Origin of the sequence: Streptomyces sp. ALB3, from assembly GCF_044385685.1 — a bacterium.
In the GTDB taxonomy this organism is placed as follows: Bacteria; Actinomycetota; Actinomycetes; order Streptomycetales; family Streptomycetaceae; genus Streptomyces.
In genome coordinates this window covers 189,759-204,491 of the sequence record NZ_JBISCE010000027.1, presented here as the reverse complement: position 1 = coordinate 204,491, position 14,733 = coordinate 189,759, and the positions used below count along the sequence as shown (strand labels likewise).

At 70.3% G+C, this 14,733-nt stretch carries 16 protein-coding genes; 11 read left to right on the top strand and 5 right to left on the bottom strand.

Annotated features, from left to right (window positions below):
• Positions 1–112 precede the first annotated feature (112 nt).
• Entirely contained in the window at positions 113–1,003 is an 891-nt protein-coding gene (locus ACHFIV_RS16050; protein WP_398968697.1) for a helix-turn-helix transcriptional regulator, read from the bottom strand.
• Between the two features lie 258 nt (positions 1,004–1,261).
• Between ACHFIV_RS16050 and ACHFIV_RS16045 the strand changes: the two genes are divergently transcribed.
• The 7 genes from ACHFIV_RS16045 (at position 1,262) to ACHFIV_RS16015 (ending at position 6,668) form a co-directional block, all read left to right on the top strand.
• A complete protein-coding gene (locus tag ACHFIV_RS16045) occupies positions 1,262–2,278 on the top strand; it encodes a zinc-dependent alcohol dehydrogenase family protein (RefSeq protein WP_398968694.1) in 1,017 nt (338 codons plus the stop codon).
• Between the two features lie 38 nt (positions 2,279–2,316).
• Positions 2,317–2,496, top strand: coding sequence for a hypothetical protein (locus ACHFIV_RS16040; RefSeq protein ID WP_398968691.1), 180 nt, complete (start codon positions 2,317–2,319; stop codon positions 2,494–2,496).
• Positions 2,497–2,764: 268 nt separating this feature from the next.
• Positions 2,765–3,112, top strand: coding sequence for a cyclophilin-like fold protein (locus ACHFIV_RS16035; RefSeq protein ID WP_398968688.1), 348 nt, complete (start codon positions 2,765–2,767; stop codon positions 3,110–3,112).
• Between the two features lie 82 nt (positions 3,113–3,194).
• A complete protein-coding gene (locus ACHFIV_RS16030; protein ID WP_398968685.1) occupies positions 3,195–4,451 on the top strand; it encodes an MFS transporter in 1,257 nt (418 codons plus the stop codon).
• Positions 4,452–4,586: 135 nt separating this feature from the next.
• Positions 4,587–5,000: a (R)-mandelonitrile lyase gene (locus tag ACHFIV_RS16025; RefSeq protein ID WP_398968683.1), complete on the top strand. Its 414-nt coding sequence runs from the start codon at positions 4,587–4,589 to the stop codon at positions 4,998–5,000.
• Positions 5,001–5,404: 404 nt separating this feature from the next.
• Positions 5,405–5,977, top strand: coding sequence for a DUF6328 family protein (locus ACHFIV_RS16020; RefSeq protein WP_398968680.1), 573 nt, complete (start codon positions 5,405–5,407; stop codon positions 5,975–5,977).
• A 466-nt stretch (positions 5,978–6,443) separates the two neighbouring features.
• The gene (locus tag ACHFIV_RS16015) at positions 6,444–6,668 is read left to right on the top strand and encodes a hypothetical protein (RefSeq protein ID WP_398968677.1); all 225 of its coding nucleotides are present in this window, start codon (positions 6,444–6,446) and stop codon (positions 6,666–6,668) included.
• A 247-nt stretch (positions 6,669–6,915) separates the two neighbouring features.
• On the opposite strand, the gene ACHFIV_RS16010 is transcribed toward ACHFIV_RS16015, so the two are convergent.
• Positions 6,916–7,635: a MerR family transcriptional regulator gene (locus ACHFIV_RS16010; protein WP_398968674.1), complete on the bottom strand. Its 720-nt coding sequence runs from the start codon at positions 7,633–7,635 to the stop codon at positions 6,916–6,918.
• 62 nt (positions 7,636–7,697) lie between these two features.
• Between ACHFIV_RS16010 and ACHFIV_RS16005 the strand changes: the two genes are divergently transcribed.
• Entirely contained in the window at positions 7,698–8,168 is a 471-nt protein-coding gene (locus ACHFIV_RS16005) for a DUF6194 family protein (protein ID WP_398968673.1), read from the top strand.
• Positions 8,169–8,568: 400 nt separating this feature from the next.
• The gene (locus ACHFIV_RS16000; RefSeq protein ID WP_398968670.1) at positions 8,569–9,951 is read left to right on the top strand and encodes a hypothetical protein; all 1,383 of its coding nucleotides are present in this window, start codon (positions 8,569–8,571) and stop codon (positions 9,949–9,951) included.
• A gap of 265 nt (positions 9,952–10,216) precedes the next feature.
• Here the strand turns inward: ACHFIV_RS16000 and ACHFIV_RS15995 are convergent, their stop codons facing one another.
• A complete protein-coding gene (locus ACHFIV_RS15995; RefSeq protein ID WP_398968667.1) occupies positions 10,217–10,888 on the bottom strand; it encodes an adenylate kinase in 672 nt (223 codons plus the stop codon).
• A 199-nt stretch (positions 10,889–11,087) separates the two neighbouring features.
• A complete protein-coding gene (locus tag ACHFIV_RS15990) occupies positions 11,088–11,858 on the bottom strand; it encodes a calcium-binding protein (RefSeq protein ID WP_398968664.1) in 771 nt (256 codons plus the stop codon).
• Positions 11,859–12,506: 648 nt separating this feature from the next.
• Here ACHFIV_RS15990 and ACHFIV_RS15985 point away from each other — a divergent pair.
• Positions 12,507–13,112 (top strand): lytic polysaccharide monooxygenase auxiliary activity family 9 protein, encoded by a 606-nt coding sequence (locus tag ACHFIV_RS15985; RefSeq protein ID WP_398969696.1) that lies wholly within the window; start codon positions 12,507–12,509, stop codon positions 13,110–13,112.
• 160 nt (positions 13,113–13,272) lie between these two features.
• On the opposite strand, the gene ACHFIV_RS15980 is transcribed toward ACHFIV_RS15985, so the two are convergent.
• Positions 13,273–13,545 (bottom strand): hypothetical protein, encoded by a 273-nt coding sequence (locus ACHFIV_RS15980; RefSeq protein WP_398968661.1) that lies wholly within the window; start codon positions 13,543–13,545, stop codon positions 13,273–13,275.
• A 243-nt stretch (positions 13,546–13,788) separates the two neighbouring features.
• On the opposite strand from ACHFIV_RS15980, the gene map reads away from it, so the two are divergent.
• Positions 13,789–14,574: a type I methionyl aminopeptidase gene (gene map, locus ACHFIV_RS15975; RefSeq protein WP_398968657.1), complete on the top strand. Its 786-nt coding sequence runs from the start codon at positions 13,789–13,791 to the stop codon at positions 14,572–14,574.
• The last annotated feature ends 159 nt before the right edge of the window (positions 14,575–14,733 follow it).

The window sequence follows — 14,733 nt, the reverse complement described above, 5'->3', positions numbered from 1 at the left end:
GGGCGCGGACCGAGGCCCCGCACAGGGCGGCCCATGCACGGTGGGCATGGCCCCGTCCGTGACCCGCGGCCGGAACGGGGGCGTGACTCCCCACGGGACCGGTCCCAGGCGCTCACGCACGGCTGGAGTCGTCGATCCGGCTTCCGGCTGTCCGCGTGGCCTCCCAGGAGGCGAGCAGGTTCAGGCTCTCCTCGGAGGCGGATCCGGGCTCCGCGGCGTAGATGGTGAGGGTGAGGCCGGGCTCGGCGGCCATCTCCAGTCCCTCGTAGGCGAGAGTGAGGTCTCCCACGGCGTGGTGGTGGAAGCGTTTGGTGCCGGTGCCGTGGTGGCGGACGTCGTGGGCACCCCAGCGGGTGCGGAACTCGTCGCTGCGGGTGGACAGCTCCCCGACGAGGTCGTGCAGTCCCTTGTCGTGGGGACTGCGGCCGGCCTCGGTGCGCAGAATGGCGACGGCCACGTCGGCGGCCTGCTCCCAGTCGGGATAGAACCGTCTGGAGGCGGGGTCGAGGAAGTTGAAGCGGGCCAGGTTCGCCTGGTTGCCGGGGGCGGCGTAGACGTCGTCGTAGAAGGCGCGGGCGAGCTGGTTGGCGGCGAGAAGGTCCATGCGGCCGTTGCGGACGAAGGCCGGGCCGGCGGTGATCGCGTCCAGGGTCCACTGCAGGCTGCGGTGCGGCGTCCACTGCCGGGTGGCGCGGCGGCGGGGGCGGGCGAGCACATCGGAGCCGTCAGCGGCCTGCGCCAGACGAAGTAGGTGAGCACGCTCGGCGTCGTCCAGCCGCAGAGCGCGGGCGACGGCTTCCAGGACGGCCGGGGAGACCCCGGCGAGGTTTCCCCGCTCCAGTCGAGCGTAGTACTCCACGCTCACGTCGGCGAGGGCCGCCACCTCGCTCCTGCGCAGGCCAGGGACGCGACGGCGGCTGCCGGAGGGCAGACCCGCCTGCTCGGGTGTGATCTTGGCTCGCCGCGAGGTGAGGAATTCGCGGGCCTCTGCTTGGTTGTCCACAACTCCGACGGTACGTCCCGTCGGCGGCCGGAGGGATGTACTGCCGGTACACCCCTTGCTGGTGACTCGCTGCGCGCACCGGGAGCGGGTTACCTGGTTGATGTGGCGCTTCCCGCCCGCCCGGCCGTGCGCAGGGCTGGTGCGGACAGTCCACGCCCGGCCCGGACGCCCATCGCCGTCCACGGCCCGCCGTCCCTGCACTCGGCGGCTGCCGGTACACCCGTACCGCCCGCCTCGGCACGCGAAGGAGTTCCGCTCATGCGCGGAGCAGTGATACACGCCCCCGGTGACGTCCGCTTCGAGACCCTGGACGACCCGGAGATCCTCCACCCCACCGACGCGATCATCCGTACGGCCGTGACCTGTGTGTGCGGCTCCGACCTGTGGCCCTACCGCGGTGCGGAACCGATCGGCGACCCGCACCCGATGGGACACGAGTACGTCGGCTTCGTCGAGGAAGTCGGAGTCGAGGTCACCTCGGTCGAGCCGGGCCAGTTCGTGATCGGTTCGTTCGCGACCTCGGACAACACGTGCGCGAACTGCCGCAACGGCTTCCAGTCGAACTGCCTGCACCGAGAATTCATGAGTACCTGCCAGGCCGACTTCGTACGCATCCCCAACGCGCAAGGCACCCTGGTCGCCACCGACGAGGTACCGGGCGAGGAGTACTGGCCGGGTCTTCTGGCCGTCTCCGACGTGATGGGCACCGGCTGGTGGGCCGCCGACGCCGCCGAGGTCAAGCCCGGCTCGACCGCGGTGGTGGTCGGCGACGGCGCCGTCGGCCTGTGCGGGGTCATCGCAGCCAAGGAGATGGGCGCCGAGCGGATCATCGCGATGAGCCGCCACGGATCCCGCCAGAACCTCGCCCGCGAGTTCGGCGCCACCGACATCGTCACCGAGCGCGGCGAGGAGGGCGTGGCCCGGGTCAAGGACCTGACCGGCGGTATCGGCGCCGACAGCGTGCTGGAGTGCGTCGGCACCGCCGAGGCCATGCGGCAGGCGCTGCACTCGGCGCGGCCGGGTGGCAACGTGGGCTTCGTCGGCGTCCCCCACGAGGTCGCCGTCGACGGACAGGAGCTGTTCTTCTCCCACGTCGCGCTGCGCGGCGGCCCGGCCCCCGTGCGCCGTTACCTGCCCGACCTCGTCGACCACGTCCTCTCGGACCGGATCGCCCCGGGGAGGGTCTTCGACCTCACGCTTCCGCTCGACCAGGTGGCCGAGGGTTACAAGGCGATGGACGAACGCCGCGCCATCAAGGCCCTGCTCACTCCCTGATCCGGGACCGGCACGGACGGGTGTCGGACGGTTCCCGCGTGCATGCCGTGCTGCCCGGGATGCGGGCGATCGGCGAGGCACCTTTCGTCAACCACGACAGCGCGGTGCGCCCGCGTCCTGACGGGGCAGGCACCTGGACCACCTTCGCGGCCCAAGGCGCGTACTCGGCGATGCTCGACGACGGCCTCGCCCCGGACCACGTCCTTGTGGCCACTTGATCGTCCCCCGCGCGATGTGGCGCGACACCGAGCTACAGCCCCGACGCTCCTGCCGAGCATCTGTACAGCCCGCACACCGAGCGAACCGGGGTCCGGCACTCCGCCGATCCCACGCCCGATCGACCCCTGAACGCCGCGCCTCCTGCGCCGCCCGCCCGCCGTGCCCCCGTCCGCGTCGTCCCGGCAGCCGGTTCCTGGCCGCCGGAACCGCCTGTGCGACGAGGCGCGCACCTCCGGTCCCGCCGCATCGACAGAGGAGAACACCGCCATGCGCATCCGGCTCACCCTGGACGGCCGCCAGACCGGCGCCACCTTGCACGACACCCCCGCCGCGCGCGACTTCGCCGCGCTGCTGCCGTTAACCGTGGAGCTGGAGGACTTCCACCAGACCGAGCGGGTCGGCGACCCGCCGCGCGCGCTCGACACCTCCGGGGCTCCGGGCTCCGTCACGCCCCGGGCCGGTGACCTCGCCTACTACGCGCCCTGGGGCAACCTCGCTTTCTTCTACCGCGACGGGGAGCACTCACCCGGCCTGGTCCTGCTCGGTCACCTCACAGACCGGCGTGAACTCGACCGGATGGCCAGGGCCACCCAGGTCCGCATCGAAGCCGCCTGAGCCCTCCCGCGCGATCCGTAGGGACACGATCCGTTGGGACACGATCCGTTGGGACACGATCCGTAAGGAGAGAACCACCCGTATGTCCTCTGCAGCCACGACCGCCCACGGCAAGCTGCCCGTCGTCGTACGAGTACTGGCCGCCGGTACGTTTCTGATGGGTACCACCGAGTTCGTCATCGCCGGACTGCTCCCCGAGCTGGCCGGTGACCTCGGTGTCAGTGTCTCCCACGCCGGCCTGCTGATCACCGCCTTCGCCCTCGGCATGATCGTCGGCGGTCCGGCCATGGCCATGGCCACCCTGCGCATGCCCCGACGTCAGACCCTGGTCCTGGCTCTGACCGTGTTCGCGCTCGGCCATGTCGTCGCGGCGCTCAGTTCGTCCTTCGCCGTCGTCCTCATCGCTCGTGTCATCACGGCGCTGGCCACGGGGGCGTTCTGGGCGGTGGGGTTCGTGATCGCCACCGCCGCCGCGGGCCCCGAGCGCTCCACCCGGGCCGTCGGGGTCATGATGGGTGGCCTGACCCTTGCCAACGTCGTCGGTGTGCCGCTCGGCTCCTTCGTCGGCCAGTTCACCGGCTGGCGGGGCCCGTTCTGGGCCCTGGCCTTCCTCGCCGCCCTGGCCGCCGTGTTCGTGGGCCGCTTCATCCCCCGTGTCGAGGAGCGTGCCGCGGTGTCGGTGCGGGCCGAGGTCCGGGCCCTGCGCCAGGGCCCGCTGTGGCTGGCCCTGGCGGCCGCCGTGCTGATCATGGGCGGTGTCATGGCGGCCTACACCTACATCACGCCTCTGCTCACCGGCCGCGCGGGCATCCCGGAAGGGGCTGTCCCCCTGGTCCTGATCGCCTTCGGAATCGGTGCCCTGGGCGGCACCGCGATCGGTGGCCGCCTCGGCGGCCGGCGCCCCATGGCGACGACCATCACCGCCGCCGCGGCCACAGCTGTGGCCCTTCTCCTGCTCGTTCCGCTGTCCGACGGCCCGATGACGGCCATCGCCCTGGTCTTCCTCATGGCGCTGACCGGATTCACCGTCAACCCGGTCGTCACCTCCCTCGCCGTCCGCTCCGCGGGAGACGCCCCCACCCTGACCTCCGCTCTGACCACCTCCGCGTACAACATGGGCATCGCCGCCGGATCGGCGCTCGCCGGACACGCACTGGACTCCTCCCTCGGTCTGACCGGCCCCGCCCTGGTGGGCGCAGTCTTCGCCGCCCTCACCCTGCTCCCGCTCATCGGCCTCCTGCGCAGCGGCCCACACCGTCCGACGCGCGTCGTCCTCCAGCACACCGCTCCGGCCGGTGAGCGAGGTGACGCCGCCTCACCGGCACCGTCGCAGCGCTGACACCGGACCGGCACACCACGGTCAGCGGTGGGGCCATGTGCCACCGACTCGACGAGCCACCGACCGATCCTTCCGCCCGGAGCCACCCCCCTCCCGTCGGCTCCCGCCGCTTCCCGACAACAGCAAGGACCCACCATGGAGCACGTCATTACCACCCCGACGGCAAAAGCCCCGGCCGAGCGGTTCACCGGAGACGTCTACCTCGACATGATCGAGGCACCGGCGGAGCCGGCCCGTCTCGCCGCAGCTCTGGTCCGCTTCACCCCCGGTGCGCGCACCAACTGGCACTCCCACGCGAACGGCCAGACTCTTCACGTCACCGACGGCACCGGCCTGGTAGGCACCCGCGACGGCCACGTGGTGCGCGTCAGTGCGGGCCAGACCGTGAAGTGCCCAGCAGGTGAGGAGCATTGGCACGGCGCCACCGACACCTCGTTCATGGCACACATCGCCCTGGTCGTCGGTGACGGCACCGGTGACGGCACCACCTGGCTGGAGCCCGTCACCGACGACCAGTACGCCCGCGCCCATGCCGCAACCGGCAACTGACCCGAGTGCCGCGCGGGTCGGCTCTCATCGCTCGTCGTCCACGTCCACCTGAATCAGGGCCGAGGTGTCCCGCTCCCGCCCCGCAGAACTGCGATGACCGCGACGGCTCAGCACACGCCGGCCCTCCGACCGGCGGCCCCGCAGACACGGGCCGGCCATCCGGTGGCATCCCCCGGCCGACCCGTCGCCGCACGACGCGGCATCGCACCAGGGGCGTACGGCCGGCGCCGGGCAGTTGGCACGAGCATCCGAACGCCACCCTGCCCGTGGCCCAGCCGTACCTGCGACGCGTCCCTGCTGCGACCGCGCGGCCGGTCCGGCCCAGGGGAGCGGTGAGCGACACGGGTGACGTGCATGAAGGCGCCCATCCTGGGAATCCGAGGGATTCAGCACTTGGAGGCGCCATGACCATGACGGAGCAACAGCCGGGGCCGGAGACGGGGGAGAAGCCCTGCCCTTCCTGCGTAACGGGGGAGGCGGGCCCGGAGGCGGAACGACCGGAAACCGCTCGCGAACGGGTCAACCGCCGCTGGAACGAGATACTCCAGGAGACGCGGGTTGCACAGACGGGTGTGCAGATCCTGTTCGGCTTCTTGCTGAGCGTCGCCTTCACACCCCTGTTCCAGGACCTGGGCACGTTCGAGCGTGCCGTCTACATCACGACCGTCGTGCTCGGAGCGATGGCCACCGCCTCGCTCATAGCGCCCGTGTCAATTCACCGCTTCCTGTCCGGCCAGCGCATGAAGGACGAGGTGGTCGAGGCCGCCAGCAGGCTCATGATCTGCGGGATGGTGCTGCTGGCCCTCACCATCGGCTGCACCCTCCTGCTCATACTGCACGTGGTGGTGCCCGGTCCGCTCGCCATCATCCTGGTCGGCAGCGTCATGCTGTGGTTCTGCCTGTGCTGGTACGTCCTGCCTCTGGGGCTGCGCCGCCGGGCCACCATGCGCCCCCGGCGACGCGCAACGAAGGAGTAACACGGGTTCGGGGCCTTCCGGGGGCTCTGGGACGGAACGACGCACGGCTCAGGTACGGGGACCGGCTCGAGGACCACACCGTCGGGCCCGGGGCGCGGAGGTCAGCTGCCCACGGGTCCGACGGTCTGCGGTGTGACATCTGTACCGCGGCGCGAAAGTTGCCAGCAACCACGGTGCGGTCCTCAAGAAGGAGGCTTCAGTCATCGCCGGCGCCGTACGCGAGGTCGCTGACCTCGACCGTTCCGGACAGTGAGCACACGAGTAACGCGCTGACGACGGGCGGCACCCTTCACGCGGTGCCCGCCCGGTGACTGAAAAACACGCACTGCGCACCAGTCGGTCGGCTGAGACGGGCATTGCCCTCCGGTTCGTCCGACGGCGAGCTCCTGACGCGGCCGGGCAGGGAGCCCGCGGCGCTCCGGGCAGAACAGTCCTGGCCCGGATACCGGTTTCCTACACTCGCGGGATGAACGACTACACGTGCACCCATTGCGGCACCGTCGGCCTGGTCGACGGATTCATCGAGGACGCCGGCAAGCACTCGCGCGGGTACGCGCGCTGGATCGAGGGCACGTTGGAGCGGGGGGTCTTCGGGGGCGCCAAACGAATGGGCCGGCCCAGACGGCAGATAAAGGCGTTCCGCTGTCCCGCGTGCGGGCACCTGGAGCTGTACGCCACCGACGACGTGTAGGGCGCGGGACGGAATCAGAACACCGACAGCACCTTCTGCGCGAGGTCGGGAGCCGTCCAGGCGTCGGCATCCCCAGCGCGCCCCAATGTCATGGGGTCTCACCTCGTGGGCCGCGACGGGGCCTGGCCGGTCTGCCTGTTCGGCTCCCCCTGGGTTCCTGTCACGGTGGCCTCAGCTGCGGGGAAGAACGGATAGGCGCCGCCCGGAGCCACGACGCGGTGAGCCCTGTGGGGGCGCAGCAGGTGCCTCACCCCGAGGTGGCGGCGAGGACTGCGCTGAGTGCGGCGGAGCCTTCGAGGAGAGCACGGGAACGAGCCGTGATGCTCACGTCCCGGGCTGCCAGCGCGGCCCTGAGATCCTCCGACCGTTGCCCGCTCCGCAGGGCCGGCATCAAGGTCCGCAGCTGCTCGATGCGGTGCCCGGCGCTGCGCAGCTGGTGCACGATCCGGGCGTCGCGCGTCTGGACCGGTGAGTATCGTCGCGCTTCTCGCGGTGGGACCCGGTCAGGAACCGCGAGCCCTTCGGAGTCCCAGTGCCGCAGTGTCGACGGGCGCACCCCTAGCGCTGCGGCGAGTTCGGAGACGGTCATCGCATCCGATGGGCGTACGTCTCCGACGGGCTCTGCGGAGATCGCGGCAGCCGCCTCCTTGGCGCGTGCGAGGTCCGTACGCTCCCGGTGCAGTCGCGCGTGTGCCGCGTCGAGGAGTGCGAGTACTTCCGGAGTCGCGCACTCGTGCACGGCGCGGACGATCCGCTTCGCCCCGCTCGGACCCGTGCCGACTGCGAGGGCTCGGTAGGCCACGGCGCACTGGACGTGTGTCTCCCCGTAGATCCGGTAGCCCGCGCCCGAGCGCGCCGCCGGCGGCAGGACGCCGTCCCGTTCGAGGTTGCGCACCTGTTGCACGGAGTACCCGGCACGCCGTGCGACATCGACCGTGCGCATCGACGACGACTTGAGAGTTGGCACCCCAGGTCCTCCGCGTTCCGGATCGAAGTCTCCACAAGCACCTTAATGAAACGCTCGAGCACATGACCATGGAAGAGATCATTGCGTTCGTGGAGCGCCTCGATGGCGCTCTGGCAGTCCAGCCGGGACCGGGCGACGGTTCGCCTGAGATCAGTTGGGGGGACACGTTCTTCTTCTACTCCCCTGAAGGGGGCATGCCGAAAGCCACTCAGCCGTTCGCGACGATCGTGACGAAGGACCAGCCGGGCGACGACAGGTCGCGCCTGGACCGCCCGGATACGTTCCGGGTCAACATCGGCGCCGGGAGGTCGGCGTTCATCGACTGGACGGGCCACGCGCCGCGCGAACCAGCCGTCGACGACGACCCCGGCATGGACGACGCTGTGATCGCACACCCCGTCTACGCGTCCCTCGGATGGGTCGCAGTGGTGAATCCGGGGCGGGGGACCGATGCGGCAGTCCGCGAGCTTCTCCGCAACGCCTATCACCGCGCACGTGCGCGCCATGAGCGACGTGCGGACTCGACGAGCTGACGACGAGCAGGACCTCGTCCGCGCTGAGCGCCGAGCGGGCGCCGGCACGACGGACCTCCGCACCGGGCCCACACATCCCCGCAGATAAGCCGTCGCCATGGCTGTCTGCGGCGTGCAGGCAGCAGGAGTACGCACGTCACCTCCGGCAGACGTGCAGGTCGCCGTCGTCGAGCGGCACGTGGACCTGTGCGGCGGCCCGGGCACCCACGGCCGCAGAAGCGAGTGCCCACATCACGGGTGCGGGCGTTGACTGCCGTGTACGTTGGCGTTTCTCCTTCCCTTGATCAGCGCGGCGACTCGAGGGCTCCGCGACGAGATACCCCGGTCGTCGTCAGGTGCCTCCCTCCCGGCGCGCACGATGCGCTGGAGGGTGCAACCGGACGGCGACAGTGGGGGGAACATGACGGCGCGACACGCGATAGAGGGCCTGGCCAGCAATCCGGCAGCACCGTCCTGCGTGCTGCTGCGGCTGCTGGCGCTCGGCGACCACTGGATCGTCAGCCGGCTTTCGTACCGCACGACCTTGCCGACCGAAGTGGCTGAGGCCATGGTGGCCCATTCGGACCGCCGTGTGCGGACCGCCCTTGCTCAGAGCTGGACCGTCGATCCCGGCCTGCGTGCCCGTCTCCTCGACGGACTGGCGTCGGACGCGCTCGCTGTCGCGATGGGCCCCCATCCGTACCGCATGGAAGGAGCGCCCTTGCCGGACTGGGCGTACGAGCGGCTCCTGACCCACGAGCGCGGCACGGTCCGGTATGAGGCTGTCAACGCGCCCACCGCACCCGCACACGTGCTCGTGCCGCTTGCCGTTCACGACGACCCGCTGTTCCGGCTGGCGGCATGCCGCCGCGTCTGGCACGCACTCACCGACGACGTGCGTACGTCGCTCCTCGACGACACTGATCCCGCTGTACGCACAGCGGCCTCGCTACACGTGATGCACGACGACGAGGGACGCACGGCAGAGCTCGTCGAAACGCTCGCGGGTGACTGGCGGCTCGGAGACGTGGCGGAATGGGGCCGGCTCGGGCGGCCCCAGGCGGAAAGCCTCGCGGCCAAGGGAGTGTGGCTGGAGCGGCTCGTGCGCAACCCGGCGTTTCCCGCGGACCTCGCGCGGGAGCTGGCCAGCCACGACGACCCCGCCGTGCGGTTGGCAGTCTCCTCCCGTCCCGAACTCTCGGAGGCGGAGCGAGCCGCGATCGACTGGCAGGTCGGTCCTGAGGACCGGCTGGGTGTCTTGCGGTGGGTGTGGGACGCGCGCGGAGATACGGAGACCCTGCGCCGGTGCGCCACGTCCGCACACACATGGCTGCGGCGAAGCGCTGCGATGTGCAGGGAACTGCCTGACGACTGTGTGGACCTGCTTGCCGGGGACGCCGATTTCGGCGTGCGGCTGCTGCTGGCCGAGAACCATCCCGACGCCCCCGCGGAACTGCTGCTTGATCTGTATCTGCACGGGGAGCACCGGGCAGTCGCCATGCTGGCTTCCAAGCCGCAGTTCCCGGTGGACGGTCTCGCGGGGCGATTCGCTGACGCGGCGGCCCCGGAGGCCCGCGCTCTGGTCATGCGAGACCCGGGCGCGACGCCCGACGTCATCGAACGGCTGAGCCGGGACCCGGCGGCACGGGTGCGCGAGACGGCCGCATGCGACCCACGGCTCCCCGTGCCCAGACTGCTGGAACTGCTGGACGATCCCGATGTGGGTGCGGCCGCTGCCTCCAACCCCGCGCTGCCCATCGCGCACATGTCGGCCCTCCTGGACCGGGCGGGTATTGCTGGCTGAGTACGTCGGGCCGGTGCATCGGTGGGGAGCGGTGGCCGCCCGCCGGCCATTCCGCTGCGGAGGGGCGCCGGACGACGGCACACTGATGCCCGCTCACCAGCTACCGGGTCCCGTTTGCCCCCTCCCTCCAGGACGAGGCCCTGGCCGGCCCGTCCGCCGAGCCCGTTGCCCTTCACCGGGGAGTGGCGTCACCGTCCTCGCGAAGTCGGCAGGCTGGTGCGGGGCCACGACGCGGCCGCCGTGGTGGCTTGGGCGGGCGGGGGAGTCAGCAGTCCTCGGCGACCCCCTGGCTCCGGCTGATCGCGCCCAGCGCCTGGTCCAGGACCTCCTGGACCGGGCCGAGGGCCGGGATCGCGGTCACCAGACCCTGGGCCTCGTAGTGGTCGACAACCGGTTCCGTCTCGCTGCGATAGACCTCCAACCGCCTGTGAACGGTTGCCTCGCGGTCGTCGTCGCGCTGGTACAGATCACCGCCGCAGACGTCGCAGGCTCCTGCCACTTCAGGTGGGCTGTGGTCGACGTGGAAGATGTGCTCGCGATCGCGACGGCACAGCCGTCGTCCAGCGATCCGCCTGACCACCTCGGCCTCGGGAATCCTCAGATCGAGCACCGTGTCCAGCCTTGACCGGGAGGACGCCAGGATGCCGTCCAGCGCCCGTGCCTGCCGCAGATTGCGGGGAAAGCCGTCCAGCAGGAATCCTCGCTCGGTGTCCGGACGGGCGAGGCGGTCGTTGATCACCCCGATCGTGACCTCGTCCGGTACCAGCAGGCCGACCCGTATGCGCGTGTGGGCTCGCTGCCCGAGTTCGGTGCCCCGGTCGATGTGCTCGCGGAACAGGTCACCGGTGGAGATGTGCTGGATGGACAGATGTGCGGCGATGCGCACTGCCTGGGTGCCCTTGCCGGCTCCGGGCGGCCCGATCAGGAGGACGCGCATCGACAGGATTCCTCTCCTCATGTGTTGAAGGACCGGGTCGGGTCCCGATCCGGGTGACGCAGCAGCTCACCGTGCCGATCTCCTGCTGGTCGACCTCCCAGGTCCCCAGGCTCGGGTGGCGGGTCGCCGGCGGTGGTCGCTCGGCGCCCGCGACGCCGTCTCCGCGCCGCGGGACAGAGGTTTCGGGCATGGAGGCGGCTTACGGGAGGACCACGTCGCGGCCGGGTCCGCCTTCGAGGGCGTCCTTCCCGGTGCCGCCGCAGACGAGGTCGTCGCCACCTTCGCCGTCCAGTGTGTCGTCGCCGGGGCCGCCGAGGAGGATGTCGCGGCCGTCCCCGCCCATGGCGTGGTCGTCGCCGGGACCGGCGTACACGCTGTCGTCGCCGCCGTAACCCTCGAACATGTCGTCGCCCCGTCCGCCCCACATCTGCTGGTTGCTGCTGTCACCCATCAGGTGGTCCATGCCGTCTCCACCGTGCAGGGCGGCGGGTCCCATGACCATGTCGTTCCCCGCGCCGCCCAGCACCGTGCGTGCCGTGTGAGCGTGCAGTTCGTCGTCGCCGGAGCCGCCGCTGACGGTGCCGACCCCGGGTGTGAAGGCGGCGACGGTGTCGTCGCCGTCGCCGAGGATGACGTCGATCCTGTCGGGCCGTGCGCTGTCGGCGGGCAGTTCGCAGACGACGGAGGTGGTGTCCTCGGCTCTGGAGTACGCACAGTGGTCGCCCGCTTCCAGCGGAACCACGTCGCTGAAGCCGATCCGCCGGATGCCGTCGCTGGTGTACATCGAGAATATGCTGAGGTCGTTGGTCTGTCCGGCAGCTGCGGTGAAGACGATCGACTGAGTCGTCCAGTCGGCTCCGACGCGGGCCTTCGCCTCGGTGGTAGTGGCGGCGGCTGCCGGGCCGACGGCGAGCCCGGCGGTGAACAGGGTCACGGCGGCCGCACTGACGGCGGCTCGGTATCGGTTCATGAGGCCTCATCTCGGTGGAGTGACGGTGGACCGTCCGTGTGGCATGGCCCCGCCGGGGGCCGGCCCGGCCCGGTCGTGAAGGCAGTCTCCCCTGTTGGTCCGAATCTGCAAGACCGCGATCGACACGGCGTCATGTTGAGCCGACGGTCCTCCGGACGCGATGTTCGGCTTCCTCGGTCCGGCCCGTCCTGATGTCGCCACGGCGGGTTCGCTGGCTCAAGTCCGTTGTGAAACGGGCACGTTGGCCGAGTCGGTCGAGGGCTGAGATTGCCGGAAGGGCAGGAGGCGGTTGCCCCGCTGCGGTGGACGGGCTTCGCCCTCGGACGGGACCAGTTGCGGTCGGACCCGGCCAGGTGGCCGCTACGTGTGTCGTCGGTCGCTTTCCCGCGCGCCGGTCCCGGGGGCCCGGGCGCCTCCCGGTCCCGGGACACACTTCTCACCGCCGGGCGCGCAGGGCAGATTCCCTGCTCACCGCCAACTTCACGGTCAACTCCGTTTGTTTCATTGACATTTCACTTAGAAGTCGTACCGTTGGGAGCGCTCCCATGACAGCCTTGCAACTGGAAGGGGTTCCCCCACATGCGTAAGAAGAGTCCGTTAACCGGGCGTTCGCGGTCGTTCCTCCGTCGGCCTGTCCACGCGCTCGTCATGCTGTTCGCCGTGGTGGTCGGCGCACTGACCTGGTCGGCCCCCGCTCAGGCTCACGGCACCATCGTCGGCCCCGCCTCCCGCGCGTACCAGTGCTGGAAGACGTGGGGCAGCAACCACACCAATCCGGCCATGCAGACTGAAGACCCCATGTGCTGGCAGGCCTGGCAGGCCAACACCGACACCATGTGGAACTGGATGAGCGCGCTCCGCGACGGTCTCGGCGGCCAGTTCCAGGCGCGGACCCCCGATGGGACGCTCTGCAGCAACAACCTGTCGAGGAACGCCAGCCTGAACAAGCCCGGGCAGTGGAAGACCACACCCGTCGGCAACAACTTCTCGGTCCACCTGTACGACCAGGCGTCCCACGGTGCCGACTACTTCAAGGTCTACGTGAGCAAGCAGGGTTTCAACCCCAAGACCCAGACCCTGGGCTGGGGCAACCTTGACCTCATCACACAGACCGGCCGCTTCGCCCCGGCACAGGACATCACGTTCCCCGTCCAGACCTCCGGCTACACCGGACACCACATCGTGTTCGTGATCTGGCAGGCCTCACACCTCGACCAGGCATACATGTGGTGCAGCGACGTGAGCTTCGGCTGAGCAGCGGAGCGCCGCGTACGGCACCGGCTTCCGCCAGGCGCCGGTAACTCGCCGCCCGGCCGACCGAGCTCCGTCGGGGCAGGGGACCTGTGGGGTCACCCTGCCCCGACGGTGCTTCCCGCACTTCTGGGGCTGTCCCGTAACTGTGGCGGGACAGCCCTCATGCGCTCGGGCTTCTCCGCATGTGTTGCTCGTCCAGCGTCCCGAACCGCATGTCTCCGCCTGCCAGGTCGACGAGGACGGGCCGGCAGTTCAGCGGCTGTCGCCTCCGATTACGCGAGGCCAGGCACTGCACGGAGTCGTAGGGCATGATCAAGAGCCCGTCGCTCCGGCGGACCTGCTCCGTGCCGATGGCGAGAGGCGGCTCGTCCTCGCGCCGGCTGCGGGCGAGAAGCTCCACCGCGATCTGCCGGGCTTCGTCCTGTTCCCTCATCCGTCTCCAGTCTGTCGGTCCGGCGAACGCACCCTGACCCCCGGGAATGATCTCCGCGTGACCGGTGCGATCGCGGCGCCGGCGCCGTGTCGGGCAACCCCGTTCCCCGGACTGATCCCACGTGCGCACCGCGCGTCGCCGCGTGGGTCTCACCGGAATCGCGGGCGGTCCGGCCGGGACCACGACTCCCGTACCGGTATAGTTTGACCGGTATAGTTGTTGGTTCCGTGAGGAAAGTGGCACATGATCGAGATCCTGAACCCCGCACTGCTGGCCCGGGCGGCAGACACAGGCGCCCTGGTCGCAGACATCCTGCAGACACTGAAGGACCGGAGCACGACCGGCACGAATCTGTTGGACATCGACCGGTGGGCCAAGACCATGATCGTCGAGGCGGGAGCACAGTCCTGCTACGTCGACTACGCGCCCTCCTTCGGGCGCGGCCCCTTCGGCCACTACATCTGCACGGCCGTCAACGATGCCGTGCTTCACGGTCGGCCCCGCGACTACACGCTCGCCGACGGCGATCTCCTCACCCTCGACCTTGCCGTCTCCATGCGCGGAGTCGCCGCAGACGCCGCCATCAGTTTCGTCGTGGGCACCGCGCAGCCCTCGGAGAGCGATGCCGCGATGATCAGGGCAACCGAACGCGCACTGGCCGCGGGGATCGCCGCCGCCGGCCCCGGAGTCCGCATCGGAGACATCTCCCACGCCATCGGGACAGTTCTCGGCGAGGCCGGATACAAGATCAACACCCAGTTCGGAGGGCACGGCATCGGGTCGACGATGCACCAGGACCCGCATGTCGCGAACACCGGACGACCCGGCCGTGGATACAAACTGCGTCCCGGGTTGCTGCTGGCACTGGAGCCGTGGGTCATGGCGGACACCGCCGAACTCGTCACCGACGCCGACGGATGGACGCTACGGAGCGCGACGGGCTGTCGCACGGCACACAGCGAGCACACGATCGCCATCACCGAGGACGGAGCCGACATCCTCACGCTGCCGACGTCGTCGCGGCCGTAGGGCTGGGCCAGCCGCGTTCCTCGTTCTGTCGTGGTGGCGTCGCTCGCCCGAGGGCATGCGCGTACGCGTCCTGGGAGGGCGTAGCGTCCCCGGGCCGTCCGGGAGCGAGCAGCAACGCCGAGGCACGTACTGCGGCACGGAGGGGCGGGCCGACAAGGT